Source organism: candidate division WOR-1 bacterium RIFOXYB2_FULL_36_35, from assembly GCA_001771505.1.
In the GTDB taxonomy this organism is placed as follows: domain Bacteria; phylum Margulisbacteria; class WOR-1; order XYC2-FULL-46-14; family XYC2-FULL-37-10; genus XYB2-FULL-36-35.
In genome coordinates, this window is sequence record MEUA01000012.1 from 1 (window position 1) to 14,263 (window position 14,263).

A 14,263-nucleotide genomic window follows, 5' to 3' on the forward strand; every position below is an offset into this window, starting at 1 on the left:
CATATTCTTTGTAAAAGGAAATCCATAGGCTATAACATCTGCAATAAATTCTTCTACCAAAGATACGTCCCCAGACGATTTTATCTCTTCAAAGCTTATATATAGCTCTTTTATCGGTCTTCTTTCTACCGTTTTATCTAAATTGAAGGATACTACCTTTTTATATATCATTTCATAATACCTTCGAATAAAGGTTATTGAAATTTCAGGGGAGATGATACAAAAGAATTGAAGCCGTATTTTTTGTTGATGGAACAATGAAAACATCCTGTTTTTAATTTTTCATATTTTTTGAACTATAGGCAGGAGAAGACTTTTATCGCAAAATGTTTTGTGTTAGCCTCCCAATTTAACCCCGATTTCCTAATCGGGGTTAAAGCAATAATTTCATACTAATCCAGAAAGAAACTTATCGGCTGAAATCAAACGGATATTGCCAATTCGCTTGTCAATATTTTTTTCTAAAATAACTTGATATAAATATGGTATTTTAAGGCGTTCTGCAAAATACAAAAGATTCTTAGCAATGTTTTTTTCTTGAGTTTTCACTTCAACGGCAAACCATGGTTTTTGGCCTATTGTTATTAAAAAATCTACCTCCCTGCCATCTGTATCTCTTAAAAAATACAAGTCTATATTATATCCTTCCGCATCGTGAAGATAATGAACTAATTTTAAAAGATGGCTGGCTACCAAATTTTCAAAAAGTTTTCCCAAATTTTTAATCTCGGACCAATCCCAAAGATAAATTTTTGACTCTTTTTTCAAAGAACGAATTTTTTTCCCTGAAAATGGATAAATTCTAAAATGATAATAAAATTTTTCAAGAAGGTTTATCCAGTTTGTTACAGCTTTATGGCTTACTTCAAGGTCTTCGCGAAGAGAATTTATGGACAATAGCCCTGAGGCTTTTTCTGGAAGCAGTGATCCTAATATCTCCATCGAGCCTAAATCTCTTATTATCTCAACATCTCTTATATCTTCTCTAAACATGCGTTCAATTCTTTCGTTTTGCCAACGCCTTGCAGTTTTTTCATCCTGCGCAATAAACGGCTCAGGAAATCCTCCATATTTCAACAAATTGTTTAATATTTTCCAAGATTCTTTTGTTGACTCAAAATTTATTGCGGTACTCGGAATTAAATTGTTTTTTCTACCCAAAACTTCCGCCAATGTAAAGGGGTGGAGTCTGTAATAATGATACCTCCCCTGCAGGGAATCACCTCCGCGCCTGTAAATATCAAGGCGAGAACTTCCAGTGACAGTAATATCGCGGTCATCTTTAAATTTATCATAAAAACCTTTTACTAAGGTTTTCCATTTTTTATATTTATGGATTTCATCAAGGATTATAATATCTGAGGTTGATTCCAAGGAAGAACTTATGATATCACGCCTATCATCTTTAAAATCCCAATTATAATATGATGGATTTTTGTATTCTGCTCCAATGGTTTTTCTTCAAATCTGTCATTATTTCATCAAAAAGGTATCTTTTTAACATACCTTAAATTTAACCATAAGGCAAAAAAAATGGCAAATATATTTGCCTATAGGCAAATATTATGGCATTATGATTCAGCAGGCTCACCGCTTTGAAGTCTTTGGGAATCGGGGTTAATTTGCGCTCTCCATATTTCCTTGAAAATACAAATTCAGGCTGACTTTAAGTATTTTAATTTCTAAAAAACAAACCCCTCTACCCCATAAAGGGCTTGTTGCGTAATGATAGTTTTTGCAATTTGTCATCCCCGCGAAAGCGGGGATCCATCTTAACCCCGATTATAATAATCGGGGTTGTTTTTTGAGAAATAGATTCCCGTTTTCACGGGAATGACCATTACGCAACAGACCCATAAATCAATAGGAAGTAAAGGGGCAAAAATACAAGGTTTAATTTTTTTTGTCCTCGACAAGACGAAGCGCATTGTCGCCGAATCGATTCTCTGGGAGGTCGCCGCCGCGATAGCCACGGAACAGGCTGCGGAGAGCAAATACTTCATCACTATGCTTAGTTTCAGTCCATGTAAAATTGGCTCCTACTAAAGAACCTCTACCTTGTTCCCACTCCGCTTCGGTTTGAACTCTGAATTTTCTGCCGGTTAGAGCACTTAACCGTTTAGCGAATTCTCTTCCATCCAGCAAGCTTAAATAGGTTAGGATTTCCGCTTCTTTTGAAGGATCGTCAAGAATAGCAATAAGTTTATACGCATTATGCCCTGTCGGTGTATAATCACCCATGACTTGCTTGAATAATTTAACCGTAACTTCTCCTCTCATAATGCTAACTTTATCAGAAATATCTATCATCTCCGGAATTTCTATCATGCTTAAATCTGTTTTCTGATTACTCAACGTAAGTAAAACAGCGTGTAATCCCCCGCTTTTAATAGCCTGAGAAATGCGGCTTTTTGTAACAGGAAAACCAAACTCTTTAAGTTCAGAAATTAACTCTTCTGTAAGATCAGAGCCACCCTCTACGGCAATAACTTTATTCAATAAGCTTTGAATATCTTTACGATCAACAATTTCAGGCAAAAGAAAAGAGATAACCTTTCTGCTAAACATAAATCCTCCTGGCATATTATTATTGATAAGAAACCTTGAAAATTTCACCCCGATTATCCCAGAAGAATTGAAACCGTATTTTTTTGTTGATGCTACAAATAATAAAAAGTATTTTAAAAAACTTTTATGTTTTGGAATTTTAAAAATGATGGACTATTCCGATCTTAGCGGCATAATTTTTTATTTTTTCGAATTATTCTTCCTGACTTAGGACATTTAGTGTCCCAAGGGTTTTAGCGAGGTTATTTTTTCTTTTAAGCCCGTGTCTTCAGTTGTTGTTTCGATATATGCTGCCTCTCCTGTCTTTGGGTTGACAACCTTATGAGTCAATGCTTTTCTGATCCCCATATTAGTCCTTAGCTCTATGTCCTTGCAGCTTGGATACTACTTGAACAGCTTTTTTGCCAGAAGCCGTTGAAACAAATCCTTTGTCTCCTCCTCTAATTATATATCCAAAAAGACGTTAATCCCAATTATTCACCCTGATATTGTCCTTTTGGCCCCCTCCACTACATTTCTAAGCAACATTGCAATCGTCATAGGGCCAACCCCTCCCGGAACAGGAGTTACAAAAGAGGCTTTTCCCTTTACTGAGTCAAAATCGACATCTCCACAAAATCTGTCGCCTACCCTATTCATACCAACATCAATTACAATAGCGCCAAGCTTAATCATCTCTCCCGTGATAATATTTGCTTTTCCAACCGCCGCAACAACTATATCCCCTCGCCTAACAACATCTCCTAAATTCTTTGTTCTGGAATGACAAATGGTGACAGTCGCATGGGCATTTAATAATAAAATAGCCATAGGCTTACCTACAATATTGCTACGCCCAACCACAACAGCCTCCTTCCCAGAGATATCCACACCTGTGGATAAGATTAACTCCATAACCCCTTTTGGAGTACAAGGAACAAATAGCGGAGCCTCGCCCCGAAACAATCTCCCCAGGTTTTCAATATGAAAGCCATCAACATCTTTTTGTGGCAATATCTTTTCCAATACCTTTTTTTCATTAACCCCAACCGGCAAAGGCAATTGCACCAAAATTCCATGAACAGATTTATCAGAATTTAATTCTTCAACAACAGAAATAAGCTCATTTTCCTTGATATTAAAAGGAAAACGAAGGGTCTCAGAGTCAATTCCGGCAGCAATACAGCCCTTCTCTTTATTTCTAACATAAAGCTGAGAAGCAGGGTCATCTCCCACCAGAATAACACAAAGCTTTGGCGCAACCCCTTTCTCTCTTTTTAATTTTTCCACCTCGACACTCAACACATCTCTAAGCTTTAAAGCAATCCCCTTCCCATCAATTATTTGGCTCATAACTTATCCACAGCTCCTTTCAAAAATATATTATTTTCATCTATAAATCAACTTTTTAACTATCTAATTTTTAAAAATTTTTATCCCTGCCCACCAAGAGGAAATTTCCACCCCTCCGCCAGAATTCTGCTCGATTATGAACCCTGATTTCATAATCGGAGTAAAATGTTTCACGTGAAACATTTTACCCATAAAAAGATAATATTTTTTACCACGGCACTCACGCCAAAAATTTTTTGCATGAGCTTAGAGGTTCACTTGCCAACACAAAACTGAGAGAAAATTCTATCTAACACTTCATCCCCCACCCTTATCCCTGACATTTCATCCAAGGCTTCAATTGCTTCTTGAATTTTAACAGAAACAATATCCATAGATACTTTAATAGTAATATCCTTTATTATTTCCTGCAATATTCCTTTTGCCTTATTTAAACAATCTGCCTGTCTTTCTGTAGTCAAAACAACATCTGAATTATTTCCCTTCTTCGTAATAACAAAGTCAAGCATGGCCTCTTCTAACTCCAAAATACCCATCCCTTTAAACGCAGAGACCTTAACCCCTTCCTGCGTTAAAACAACCCCCAAATCTATCTTATTAAGAACCTTTATACTCTCTCTGTTTTTTATCAAATCAAGCATCTCATCATCCATTGCATCTAAAGGCTGCGAGACATCCAAAACCAAAAGAACAAGATCTGCCAATTCAATATATTTTTTAGCAATATTAATCCCTTGTTGCTCAATAAACTCGTTAGTCTTTCTAATTCCTGCTGTATCAATAATATTAAACTGAAAACCCTTAATATTCAACCCCTCAACAATTGCATCCCTGGTAGTCCCAGGAATAGCCGTGACAATTGCCCTGCTCTCTCGCAATAAAGCATTCAATAAACTGGATTTTCCAACATTAGGCTTACCGGCAATAACAACATTTACTCCATTTCTAATAAGCTTACCATACGAACAATTAGATAAAATTAAATCCAAGGTATTTATAAAATCAGCTATTTTTTTCTCTAAAGGATCAAGAGGGCCAAAATCATCCGGAAAATCTATCGAGGCTTGCACTTCTGATAAAATAGAAACAAGACTATCTTTAAGGGCGTTAATTTCTGCTGATAGCTTACCATGAAGCTGGGCTGTAGATAAATCAGCAATGGCTTCGGATTGAGCAGAGACTAATGATAAAACAGATTCTGCCTGCATTAAATCAATTTTATTATTTAAAAAAGCTCTTTTCGTGAACTCCCCTCTTCCTGCCAGCCTCGCCCCATTAGCCAAAATCAGAGCCAAAAGACGTCGGACAACAACAGGACTGCCATGACAGGAAATTTCAACAATATCTTCTCCTGTATAACTTTTGGGAGAACGAAAAAAGGTTATTACAACTTCATCAATATTACCTGAAAGCCACTTATGATAAGCCCTATGAGATTCTGGCATTTTTATATCCGAAATACTCACAGCAATAGAAAAAGCTTGCGGCCCACTGATTCTAACAACTCCAATCCCGCCAAAACCCAAGGGGGTAGAAATCGCAGCTATAGTATCATTAAAATCCAAGTCCATACACAATACACCATCCATACAAATCCAACCTTGGTTGTCATAGCAAACCCTTAAACTCAAAGCAGATTTCATAAAACCATAAACAAACTCAGTATGATAAAAACTACCAAAATCTTATATTTTGCAACAATGCCTAAAAACAAAAGGCGAGAAAACAACCCCTCGCCTTTAATCAACACACAAACAATACCTAACAATCATTTATTAGGTGCTATAATTAAACGCCTCTCAGGCCCCTCTCCCTCACTATAAGTCTTAATATTAGAATTTTCTTTTAATGCAATATGAATAATTCTTCTATCTCCGGAGGACATTGGAGGCAACATCTTTTCTACCCCAGAGTCTTCAACATCTTTTGCAGCATCTTTTGCTATCCTGCAAAGAGCTTGCTCATGCTTCTCTCTATACCCCCCAGCATCAATATTAACATAGATTCTCCTCTCAAAATCTCTACTAACCATAGCAGAAACGAGAAGCTGCAAAGCCTTTAACATCCCCCCCTCTTTTCCTATAATCTTCCCCAAATCCTCCCCCTTAACCTCTAATGCTACCGAATTATCCTCTTCAGAGACAAACTCAGCCAAAGCCATTAAGGAGAGTCCATTTATAAGCTCCTGAAGTATATTTTTAGCGTCCTCCCCTATGGAAATTTTTTCTCTTATCTCAACTTCGCCCTCTTCTCCGCCAAAAACCCCTAAAACCCCAGGCTTTCCCTCTTTTAAAATTTGTATAACAGCCTCATCCTCACTAATTCCCAATATTTTTAACCCATTCGCCTTAGCCTCATCTACAGATTTACCCTTTATTTTAATCTTTTTCATAATTTATTCTCCTCTCAAAAACAAATAAAATTGTTTCACGTGAAACATTGTAACAAATAAACTAATTTTAAAAACTCTCTTTTTTCAAAACAACGTACTTCATTATAAAAAATTGCTGGGCAGCCCCCACCAAGCTTGAGGCAATCCAATATAGCTGAACCCCTGCAGGAAAAGATATACTTACAAAAGCAATAAAAATTGGCATAAACATGTTAAATCCGGCCATTTGCTGATTACTTGCTGCATTAGGCATCGATTTTTGAGATAGATACGTTGATATGGCAATTAATATAATCATTGTATAGGTAGGATCCGGTTTTGCTAAGTTTGCTATCCATAAAAAAGAAGAATTTACAGATGGATCAGCAATAATTGATTTAAACTGAGTACTTTGTAAGGCCATAAAAAAACCTATAAAAAAAGGAATTTTTAATAGCATCGGCAAACAACCGCCAAATGGGTTGACTTTTTCATTTTTATATATTTCTGACAACGCTTTTTGGAGTTCTGCCGGCTTTTCTTTAAATTTTTTCTGTATTTCTTGAATTTTTGGTTGAATCTTTTGTAGCGCAGACATTTGAACAATAGAGGATAAAGTAAGAGGATAAAGAGCCATATTGATCAATATTGTAAGAAAAATTATAGAAAAACCATAGTTTCCAGTATAGGAGTAGAAAAAATTTAAACCGGCCAACATTATATCAATAAGCCAACTCATTTTAATGGATCAAAGCCCCCTCTAAAAAATGGATTACATCTTAAAATTCTCATGAGAGCAATAAAAACACCTTTTGCTCCATATTGTTGCACTGCTTCATAAGCATACTGAGAACAAGTAGGATAATACCTACAAGCCTGAGGTTTAAATATAGATATTTTTCTATAAAGAGCAATAAAAAACAAAATAAATCTAATGTATAATTTTTGCTCTTTTTGCTGTATTAATAAATTTTTCAACTAGTTCCTCAAAATTAAGACTGGCAACTCCTCGTTTAGGAATTATGACTATAAAACAAGGGGCCAATAATTTACTCTCAATTTTTCCAATTATAACTTTAAGCCGTCTTTTTATTTTATTTCTACAAACAGATGAACCATGTTTCTTACTAACAACAAGTCCATATTTAAAAACTTGTGAAGATAAAAAAAACAGAGTAAAAAAACTTGAATAAAATTTCTTTCCTGATTTATAAACCTCTTCAAACTCTCTATTTTTCAGGGATTTCAAACCGATAGTTTTTTTCTGCCTTTTCTTCTTCTATTTGCTAAAACAGCTCGTCCGCCACGCGTCTCTTTTCTGACCAAAAAACCATGAGTTCTTTTTCTTCTCACCTTATGTGGTTGATAAGTTCTTTTTGTCATAACGTTTCATTATACAAAAATATTGTTACATATGTCAATAAGTAAACATTCCTCTCTTTTGATACAGGGATAAATCTGCTTGATATTACAAGGGATTGATGGTAACATTATGTCGAAATTAATTATTGATAAAAAATTATTAAGACGGGGTAGGGGATCTCAATATCTTTATAATATGATAACTTATCAATACATTTAATCAAAACTGCTGTGGATAACTCTGTTGATAACCAGTAAAAAGGTGTGGATAATTATTGTGGATAAGGTGTGCAAAAAGTGAATGATATATTAGATATTCACAAAATATGGTCAGAACTCTTGCCATCTATTGAAAAGAGTGTTAATAAGCCAATTTATGAAACACTAGTTTCTTCAACAAAACCGATAGCATTTAAAGATAATGTTTTAGAGATTGGTATCCCTCATGATGTAATAAAAGAGTGGCTTTCCAAGCATTGCATAACAATTTTAGAAGCAGAAATTCAGTCAATATATCCTCAAATTCAAAAAATAATCTTTACTTCAGGCCATACAAATTTATTTCAGACGCCAACATTAGATACTCAGGGAAGAATATCTGAGGAGAATGATCATGTGGCAAGAAGCGTTCAATTTGCTTACTTAAATCCAAGATATACGTTCGATATGTTTGTTGTTGGAAACGGAAACAGATTCGCGCATGCGGCAGCGTTAGCTGTAGCTGCGGCTCCGGCGACAGCTTACAATCCTTTATTTGTTTATGGTGGGGTAGGGCTCGGAAAGACACATTTAATGCAGGCGGTCGGATATAGTGTTCTAAAGAAAAATTCCAAGGTTCGTGTACTCTATATAACCTGTGAAATGTTCACTAATGAATTAATTACATCTATCCAACAAGGAAAAATGCAAGATTTTAGGAATAAATACAGAAACATAGATCTTTTGATGGTCGATGACATACAATTTTTAGCAGGCAAGGAGAGGACACAAGAAGAATTTTTTCATACATTCAATACTCTTCACTCAGCTAACAAACAAATAATTGTAAGTTCTGACCGGCCACCAAAAGAAATTCCAACATTAGAAGATAGATTACGATCTCGGTTTGAATGGGGCTTAATTGCAGATATTCAGTCTCCAGATTTTGAAACAAGAATCGCAATATTAAGAAAAAAAGCAGAACTTGTAGATTTAACTGTTCCGGATGAAGTAACGCAATTTATCGCCTCAAAAATCGACACCAACATTAGAGAACTGGAAGGGGCCTTAATACGAGTTGTTGCTTTCGCCTCTTTATCAAATACAGATATCTCAATTTCTCTTGTCGAGCAAGTTTTAAAAGACCTTGTCTCTCCTGTAAAAACAAAGACTTCTATATCAGCAGACTCAATTAAAAAAGCGACAGCCGAATATTATAGTGTAAAAATTGATGATATGTCAGCAAAAATAAGAACAAAAGAGATTGCAACTGCAAGACAAGTAGCCATGTTTTTATGTCGGGAGTTGACCGAAGGTTCTTTACCAAAGATAGGGGAGGAGTTTGGTGGGAGAGATCATACAACTGTCCTTCACGCTTATGAAAAAATAAAAAACGCCTTAAAAATAGATAAAGATATAACAGAAGCTGTTAAAAACATAAAAATAAACTTAAAAAAATACTTAAACTCAACTGCTATTCTCTAAACCCAATTCTTCATTCCGATGTACCCAACTATTACCGCTTAAAAGCTATAGGTTGCTTTGTAGACTAAAGGCTTTTTTTCTAAAAGCTTCGATAATAAACAAATGTTATCCCCAAAAACTGTGGATATAAAACAAATAAGCTGTAGATAAGTTCAAGAATAATCAAGTTTATTAACATACAGATAATTGGTTGTGTAAAAGATTTAATAATTTTTAAATTATAAACAGAAAAAATTAGACTTTTCCACATATCAACAGCTCTTACTACTACTAATTTTTAATATATTATTATAGAAGAAATTTTATAAGAGTTGTATTTTTACAAAATAAGAGGATAGATAACTAGGAGTAATAAGTAGCTTCATAATAATTTATATTTGTCATGAAATATTCCATCCCTTAAACTAAGAATTAACCCATGCTAAAATCTGCTCCGCCGCAGATTCTGGAACGGCGATTCTAACTTCATCCTCATCCCAAAAAACGGTCAGCGACTTTGCTTTTTCATGACCTTTTGTGGTTGCCATCCTTCCGCTTAATTTCCTGTCTTTCGTCTCTTCTATTTTAGGCTTGTTTGTTTTATTAAAAACAAGAGGCTCATTTTCTTTATCTTCTACTTCGGCTATGGCAAATCTATCATTATTTGTAATTCCAACTAAAAGGTTTTTTCCTCTATGTTTTATTCCTAAAAGAGCTCCCCCAATCTGTTTTCCAGCAGAGATATCGACATCGTATTGTGCATTCCATGTTTGGACTGGATATTCACCTTTTTCAAGACCCATAGTTTTTTCCCAATAATCTTCTCCGCCGCCAAACATTTTGCAATACATTTTAAATGCCTTATCCAGCAAATCTTTTATTGCACCCATTTGTCATTCCCCCTTCAAAGTTAAATCTCCATCTGGGACAATTTAACCTTAAATGGTAAAATGCGTCAAGGGCTGATTTTTTTCGCAGGAGGAAACGCTTATGAAAAATCTGAAACATGTTTTTTCGATTGGTAGTATATTATTCGCGTATCTTTTACCTTTATACGGAGTTTTGTTTCAAAAATGGGATCTTTTTTCTGTAATATTTTTCTTTTGGTTTGAAGCTTGCATTATTGTCTTGTTCCAGAGCGCAAAATTTTCTTTGATGCAGGATAAAAACACACAGCTCTATCTTTTAATCTCTTATTTTTTGGGCTTTCAGGCATTGTTTTTATCTTTAATTATGAATCTTTATTTTGCTTATTCGGGAGTTTATAATTTAAATAATTTTGCGGTTGCTTTTGTTTCTTATATAAAGCAGGTTGGACTTGCGGGTATTGCCGCCTTCTTCTCTTATCTTATAAGGTTTGTTTCCGATTTTATAAAGGATAGAGGTTTTCAAAAGACAACTGACGGGCAAAAGCTTTCCGCCTCTTTGGAACTTATAAAGGCATCTTATCCTGACTTGGGAGCTCTTCTTCTCTCTGTTTTTGTTTTATGGACATTCCCCTCTGCCGCACATTCTATTTTTGTCCTCATTGTTTTTATAGGCATAAAATTACTGGTTGACCTTTTATCATATCTTTATGTGAATGATTTTTAGAGGGAACCGCTTGACAATGCCGTTTCAATAATCTACCATATATGGTAGAAAAATGAAACTGATAGAAATACAAGCTAAGGTGTTAGAAAGCGGTTTTCTGGTCTTTTCAAAGGTTGAATTTAAGAGGCTTTTGGGGATATCCAAAATAGCCGCACAAAAACTTTTGGAAAGATATACCAAAAAGGGGCTTTTTGTAAGACTTAAAGGCGGTTTGTACGCATTAAAGAATAAAATGCCGTCATCATATTTTATTGCGAACAAACTGTATGAGCCATCATATATTTCCTTTGAAACGGCGCTTTCCTATTATAATATAATTCCAGAAATTGTTTATTCCCATACATCTGTTACGACACGAACAACAAGAAGCTTTGTGGTTAACGGACAAAATTTTATTTATCACAAAATAAAGAGGAATGCTTTTACAGGATATAAACTAATAAAGGTTGGCGATGAAAAAATTCAAATTGCAGAAAAAGAAAAAGCCTTGGCAGATTATTTTTATTATATATTTCTTAAAAAGAAAACGATGAATGACAGGCTAAATATAAAGAATATAAATAAAAAAAAGCTGTTTTCCTATGTCTCGCTTTTTGGCAAGCAACCGTTTTTGGAGTGGATAAAAAATGTTATCAGAACAACAAATTAAAGAATTAGCGATAAAAACACAAACAAGTTTACTTAATGTTGCAAGAGAATATGTACAAAATCTATTTTTACATTATTTTTATTTGCAGGAAAAATCAGAATCTGTTTTATTTAAAGGTGGGACGGCATTAAGAATTGTTTATCGTAGCCCGCGGTTTTCTGAAGACTTAGATTTTTCTGCTCCTAACATCCATAAACAGACCATAGAAAATTTATTGGAAGGGACTTTTTTGAAGCTGGAGGCTGAGGGGCTTAAAATAGATATAGAAGAATCGAAAATGACTTCCGGCGGGTTTTTGGCAATAATAAGCGTGAAATTGATAAGTCATGCTTTTACAATTTCATTTGAGTTATCAAGTAGAAAAAAAACGCCAAAAGGAGAAATTGTTTTAATTGAGAATCCTTATATTAGTTCTTATACAATTGTTTCCCTTAAAAAAGAGGAGTTAATTTCTGAAAAAATAGAAGCATTGCTTAATCGGCAGAAACCAAGAGATTTTTTTGATCTTTATTTTATGCTTAGAGCCAACCTTATTCCTGAAAAAAACATTCTAAAAAGGATATTGCCGATTGTTGAGAAGACAAAAATAGGGTTTAAAAATGAGTTGTCGCAATTTTTACCCCAAGGGCATCAACGGATAATAAAAGATTTTAAAAATATCCTTCTTTCAGAAATCAGAAGATTTGTATAGTTTTTTTATCCTATTTTTATGCGAATGATTTTTAGAGGATTATATATGCCTGCGTTTATAATCCATTTCATTTTTTATTCGTTTTGTAAATAGCATATAAAATAACCATAGTAGAGACTAAAGAGAGAAAAGCAAAAATTCCATAAATTTCCTTTGCTTGTTCAAAATACACAACTACATGATCGCTATCAAAATATCTGCCGAGCTCGTTATAAGGCATTCTGGCTCGTTCTATAAATAAAGAAACAAAAAAACAACTTGAAGCAATAGAAATAAGTAAAAATAAAACTAAAAGGCGGGCTTTAACTGCTTTAGGAAAAATTTTAAATGCAAAAATAGTTGGCTTTAACATTAAAACTGCCAACATAGAAAATATTAACGCTAAGAAAAAAATTGATAACATATTTCCTCCAATTTATAAGTCTTGTGTACCTACGATTTTTTAGATATATAAGCTATTAGTAATCAATTGTTGAATCCGCGCTTCAAATCCTGGGAAAGAAGTCTCAATGCAAGCAGCTTCTTCTATTATTGTTTCGCTCTCCGCAACAAGTCCTGCAATGGCGGTTGACATTGCTATCCTGTGGTCTCCATAGCTTTGGATTTTTGCCCCTTTTAATTTTGTTGGTCCGTGAATTACCATCCCATCCTCTTTTTCGGAAATATCAGCGCCCATCTTTTTAAGCTCGGAAACTGTTGTCTTTATCCTGTCGCTCTCTTTCACACGAAGTTCCACTGCATCTTTTATAATTGTGATCCCTTCAGCCTGTGTCGCCAAAACCGCAAGAATAGGAATCTCATCAATTATATTTGGAATTATCTCCCCACCAATTTCGATCCCTTTCAACCCTGCAGACGGCACAAGATTTTGTGTCGCTACGATCTGCTTTCTAATTTTAATTGTGGCTCTCGGTTCTCCCGATAAAACCTCTTCGTCTGCAATCTCAATTTGTGCGCCCATTTTTTTTAAAACTTGGAGAAACCCTGTCCTTGTAGGATTTGTTCCGATATTTTTAATAGTAATATTAGAATTTGGAACGATAAGCGCGGACACGATAAAATAGGCGGCGGAAGAAATATCTCCCGGAACAAAAATTTCTCGACCCACAAAATCATTTGGGGCTTCTATGGAAATTTCTCTATTAAACCGCGTTAAATTGATGCCAAAAAAACCGAACATTCTCTCGGTATGGTCTCTCGTCTGGATGGGTTCAATGATAGTTGTTTGCCCGCCTGCATAAAGGCCTGCAAGAAGTATTGCTGACTTGACCTGCGCGGAAGCAACCTTTAAATTATACTCAATTCCCGAAAGTTTGGTTCCTGTGATTTTAAGCGGAGGGAATATCTCATTTTTAGCCCCTTGAATTCCTTCTATTTTTGCTCCCATAAGAGAGAGAGGCGCTATAATCCTTTTCATCGGTCTTTTTTGTATTGAAGAGTCGCCAGTAATTTGTGATTCAAATTTTTGCCCTGCAAGCATTCCGGAAAGGAGCCGCATTGTTGTGCCGGAATTGCCAACATCAAGAGTTTTACTTGGTCGGAAAAGCCCTTGCAATCCTTTGCCGACGACAAAAGCTTTATCTCCTTCAAACTTTATTTGTATCCCCATTTCACGGAAGCAATTGGCGGTTGCGATGCAATCTTCAGACTGTAGAAAATTGTGGAGAATGCTTTCTCCGCTTGCCAGCGAGCTCAACATGATCGCGCGATGGGAAATCGACTTGTCGCCTGGAAGCGAAACTTCACCTTGTAGCCCTTGCACGGGGGAGATTTTTAACTGTTTAGGCATGAAATAAGTATAGCATAATGAATTTTAGAAATTTAGTTGAAACTTCATGACTTATTTTTCGAAAGCGAAGTAAGGAGACATAGGCAGGAAAAAGCGTGAGGGCACAGCCCAAACTTATGTTCTTATGAAATGATATATAAAAAGGTAGTATCTTTTGATTTGGAGAAGACAATAGAAAGAAGCCCGATAAAAGAGTTATATAGAAGCTTTGAAGAGATAAAATCGTCTGGGGACGTATCTTTGGTA

At 35.2% G+C, this 14,263-nt stretch carries 17 protein-coding genes; 5 read left to right on the forward strand and 12 right to left on the reverse strand.

The features are described 5' to 3' along the window. Positions 1-387: 387 nt before the first annotated feature. Positions 388-1,374 carry a hypothetical protein gene (locus A2290_02845; protein OGC16175.1) on the reverse strand — a complete coding sequence of 329 codons (987 nt, stop codon included), beginning with the start codon at positions 1,372-1,374 and terminating at the stop codon, positions 388-390. Between the two features lie 519 nt (positions 1,375-1,893). Continuing rightward, the gene (locus A2290_02850; protein OGC16176.1) at positions 1,894-2,583 is read right to left on the reverse strand and encodes a hypothetical protein; all 690 of its coding nucleotides are present in this window, start codon (positions 2,581-2,583) and stop codon (positions 1,894-1,896) included. 7 nt (positions 2,584-2,590) lie between these two features. Here A2290_02850 and A2290_02855 point away from each other — a divergent pair, with 7 nt between their 5' ends. Beyond that, entirely contained in the window at positions 2,591-2,779 is a 189-nt protein-coding gene (locus A2290_02855) for a hypothetical protein (GenBank protein ID OGC16177.1), read from the forward strand. 266 nt (positions 2,780-3,045) lie between these two features. Here the strand turns inward: A2290_02855 and A2290_02860 are convergent, their stop codons facing one another. From A2290_02860 to A2290_02890, 7 genes are all read right to left on the reverse strand, one after another. Next, positions 3,046-3,900 (reverse strand): bifunctional methylenetetrahydrofolate dehydrogenase/methenyltetrahydrofolate cyclohydrolase, encoded by an 855-nt coding sequence (locus A2290_02860; GenBank protein ID OGC16178.1) that lies wholly within the window; start codon positions 3,898-3,900, stop codon positions 3,046-3,048. Positions 3,901-4,154: 254 nt separating this feature from the next. Next, positions 4,155-5,471, reverse strand: coding sequence for a tRNA uridine-5-carboxymethylaminomethyl(34) synthesis GTPase MnmE (locus A2290_02865; GenBank protein OGC16179.1), 1,317 nt, complete (start codon positions 5,469-5,471; stop codon positions 4,155-4,157). A 197-nt stretch (positions 5,472-5,668) separates the two neighbouring features. Then, positions 5,669-6,292, reverse strand: coding sequence for a hypothetical protein (locus A2290_02870; GenBank protein ID OGC16180.1), 624 nt, complete (start codon positions 6,290-6,292; stop codon positions 5,669-5,671). A 67-nt stretch (positions 6,293-6,359) separates the two neighbouring features. Then, positions 6,360-7,010, reverse strand: a complete 651-nt coding sequence (locus tag A2290_02875; GenBank protein ID OGC16181.1) for a hypothetical protein — start codon at positions 7,008-7,010, stop codon at positions 6,360-6,362. Next, positions 7,007-7,207, reverse strand: coding sequence for a membrane protein insertion efficiency factor YidD (locus tag A2290_02880; protein ID OGC16190.1), 201 nt, complete (start codon positions 7,205-7,207; stop codon positions 7,007-7,009). Before A2290_02880 ends, A2290_02875 begins: the two co-directional genes overlap by 4 nt. Beyond that, positions 7,203-7,520, reverse strand: a complete 318-nt coding sequence (locus tag A2290_02885) for a ribonuclease P protein component (protein OGC16182.1) — start codon at positions 7,518-7,520, stop codon at positions 7,203-7,205. Before A2290_02885 ends, A2290_02880 begins: the two co-directional genes overlap by 5 nt. Further along, the gene (locus tag A2290_02890) at positions 7,517-7,654 is read right to left on the reverse strand and encodes a 50S ribosomal protein L34 (GenBank protein ID OGC16183.1); all 138 of its coding nucleotides are present in this window, start codon (positions 7,652-7,654) and stop codon (positions 7,517-7,519) included. The genes A2290_02885 and A2290_02890 overlap by 4 nt, the downstream gene beginning before the upstream one ends. Before the next feature lie 285 nt (positions 7,655-7,939). Between A2290_02890 and A2290_02895 the strand changes: the two genes are divergently transcribed. Further along, entirely contained in the window at positions 7,940-9,316 is a 1,377-nt protein-coding gene (locus A2290_02895; GenBank protein OGC16191.1) for a chromosomal replication initiation protein DnaA, read from the forward strand. A gap of 404 nt (positions 9,317-9,720) precedes the next feature. Here A2290_02895 and A2290_02900 read toward each other — a convergent pair whose 3' ends face one another. Then, a complete protein-coding gene (locus A2290_02900; GenBank protein ID OGC16184.1) occupies positions 9,721-10,185 on the reverse strand; it encodes a hypothetical protein in 465 nt (154 codons plus the stop codon). A gap of 100 nt (positions 10,186-10,285) precedes the next feature. Between A2290_02900 and A2290_02905 the strand changes: the two genes are divergently transcribed. The 3 genes from A2290_02905 to A2290_02915 are packed head-to-tail and all read left to right on the forward strand — an operon-like array spanning position 10,286 to position 12,228. Then, positions 10,286-10,888 (forward strand): hypothetical protein, encoded by a 603-nt coding sequence (locus tag A2290_02905; protein OGC16185.1) that lies wholly within the window; start codon positions 10,286-10,288, stop codon positions 10,886-10,888. A 52-nt stretch (positions 10,889-10,940) separates the two neighbouring features. Further along, complete coding sequence (locus A2290_02910) at positions 10,941-11,537, forward strand: hypothetical protein (protein OGC16186.1); 597 nt, start codon at positions 10,941-10,943, stop codon at positions 11,535-11,537. Further along, complete coding sequence (locus A2290_02915) at positions 11,515-12,228, forward strand: hypothetical protein (protein OGC16187.1); 714 nt, start codon at positions 11,515-11,517, stop codon at positions 12,226-12,228. Before A2290_02910 ends, A2290_02915 begins: the two co-directional genes overlap by 23 nt. A 67-nt stretch (positions 12,229-12,295) precedes the next feature. Here the strand turns inward: A2290_02915 and A2290_02920 are convergent, their stop codons facing one another. Continuing rightward, a complete protein-coding gene (locus A2290_02920) occupies positions 12,296-12,631 on the reverse strand; it encodes a hypothetical protein (protein ID OGC16188.1) in 336 nt (111 codons plus the stop codon). Between the two features lie 39 nt (positions 12,632-12,670). Then, complete coding sequence (locus tag A2290_02925; GenBank protein ID OGC16189.1) at positions 12,671-14,017, reverse strand: 3-phosphoshikimate 1-carboxyvinyltransferase; 1,347 nt, start codon at positions 14,015-14,017, stop codon at positions 12,671-12,673. Between the last annotated feature and the right edge of the window lie 246 nt (positions 14,018-14,263).

What these genes read in the sequence shown, in the direction of transcription:
- A2290_02850 (OGC16176.1), bottom strand. Translation starts at nt 2,583, where the DNA reads ATGCCAGGAGGATTTATGTTTAGCAGAAAGGTTATCTCTTTTCTTTTG.
- A2290_02860 (OGC16178.1), bottom strand. Translation starts at nt 3,900, where the DNA reads ATGAGCCAAATAATTGATGGGAAGGGGATTGCTTTAAAGCTTAGAGAT.
- A2290_02865 (OGC16179.1), bottom strand. Translation starts at nt 5,471, where the DNA reads ATGGACTTGGATTTTAATGATACTATAGCTGCGATTTCTACCCCCTTG.
- A2290_02870 (OGC16180.1), bottom strand. Translation starts at nt 6,292, where the DNA reads ATGAAAAAGATTAAAATAAAGGGTAAATCTGTAGATGAGGCTAAGGCG.
- A2290_02875 (OGC16181.1), bottom strand. Translation starts at nt 7,010, where the DNA reads ATGAGTTGGCTTATTGATATAATGTTGGCCGGTTTAAATTTTTTCTAC.
- A2290_02890 (OGC16183.1), bottom strand. Translation starts at nt 7,654, where the DNA reads ATGACAAAAAGAACTTATCAACCACATAAGGTGAGAAGAAAAAGAACT.
- A2290_02900 (OGC16184.1), bottom strand. Translation starts at nt 10,185, where the DNA reads ATGGGTGCAATAAAAGATTTGCTGGATAAGGCATTTAAAATGTATTGC.
- A2290_02905 (OGC16185.1), top strand. Translation starts at nt 10,286, where the DNA reads ATGAAAAATCTGAAACATGTTTTTTCGATTGGTAGTATATTATTCGCG.
- A2290_02910 (OGC16186.1), top strand. Translation starts at nt 10,941, where the DNA reads ATGAAACTGATAGAAATACAAGCTAAGGTGTTAGAAAGCGGTTTTCTG.
- A2290_02915 (OGC16187.1), top strand. Translation starts at nt 11,515, where the DNA reads ATGTTATCAGAACAACAAATTAAAGAATTAGCGATAAAAACACAAACA.
- A2290_02920 (OGC16188.1), bottom strand. Translation starts at nt 12,631, where the DNA reads ATGTTATCAATTTTTTTCTTAGCGTTAATATTTTCTATGTTGGCAGTT.
- A2290_02925 (OGC16189.1), bottom strand. Translation starts at nt 14,017, where the DNA reads ATGCCTAAACAGTTAAAAATCTCCCCCGTGCAAGGGCTACAAGGTGAA.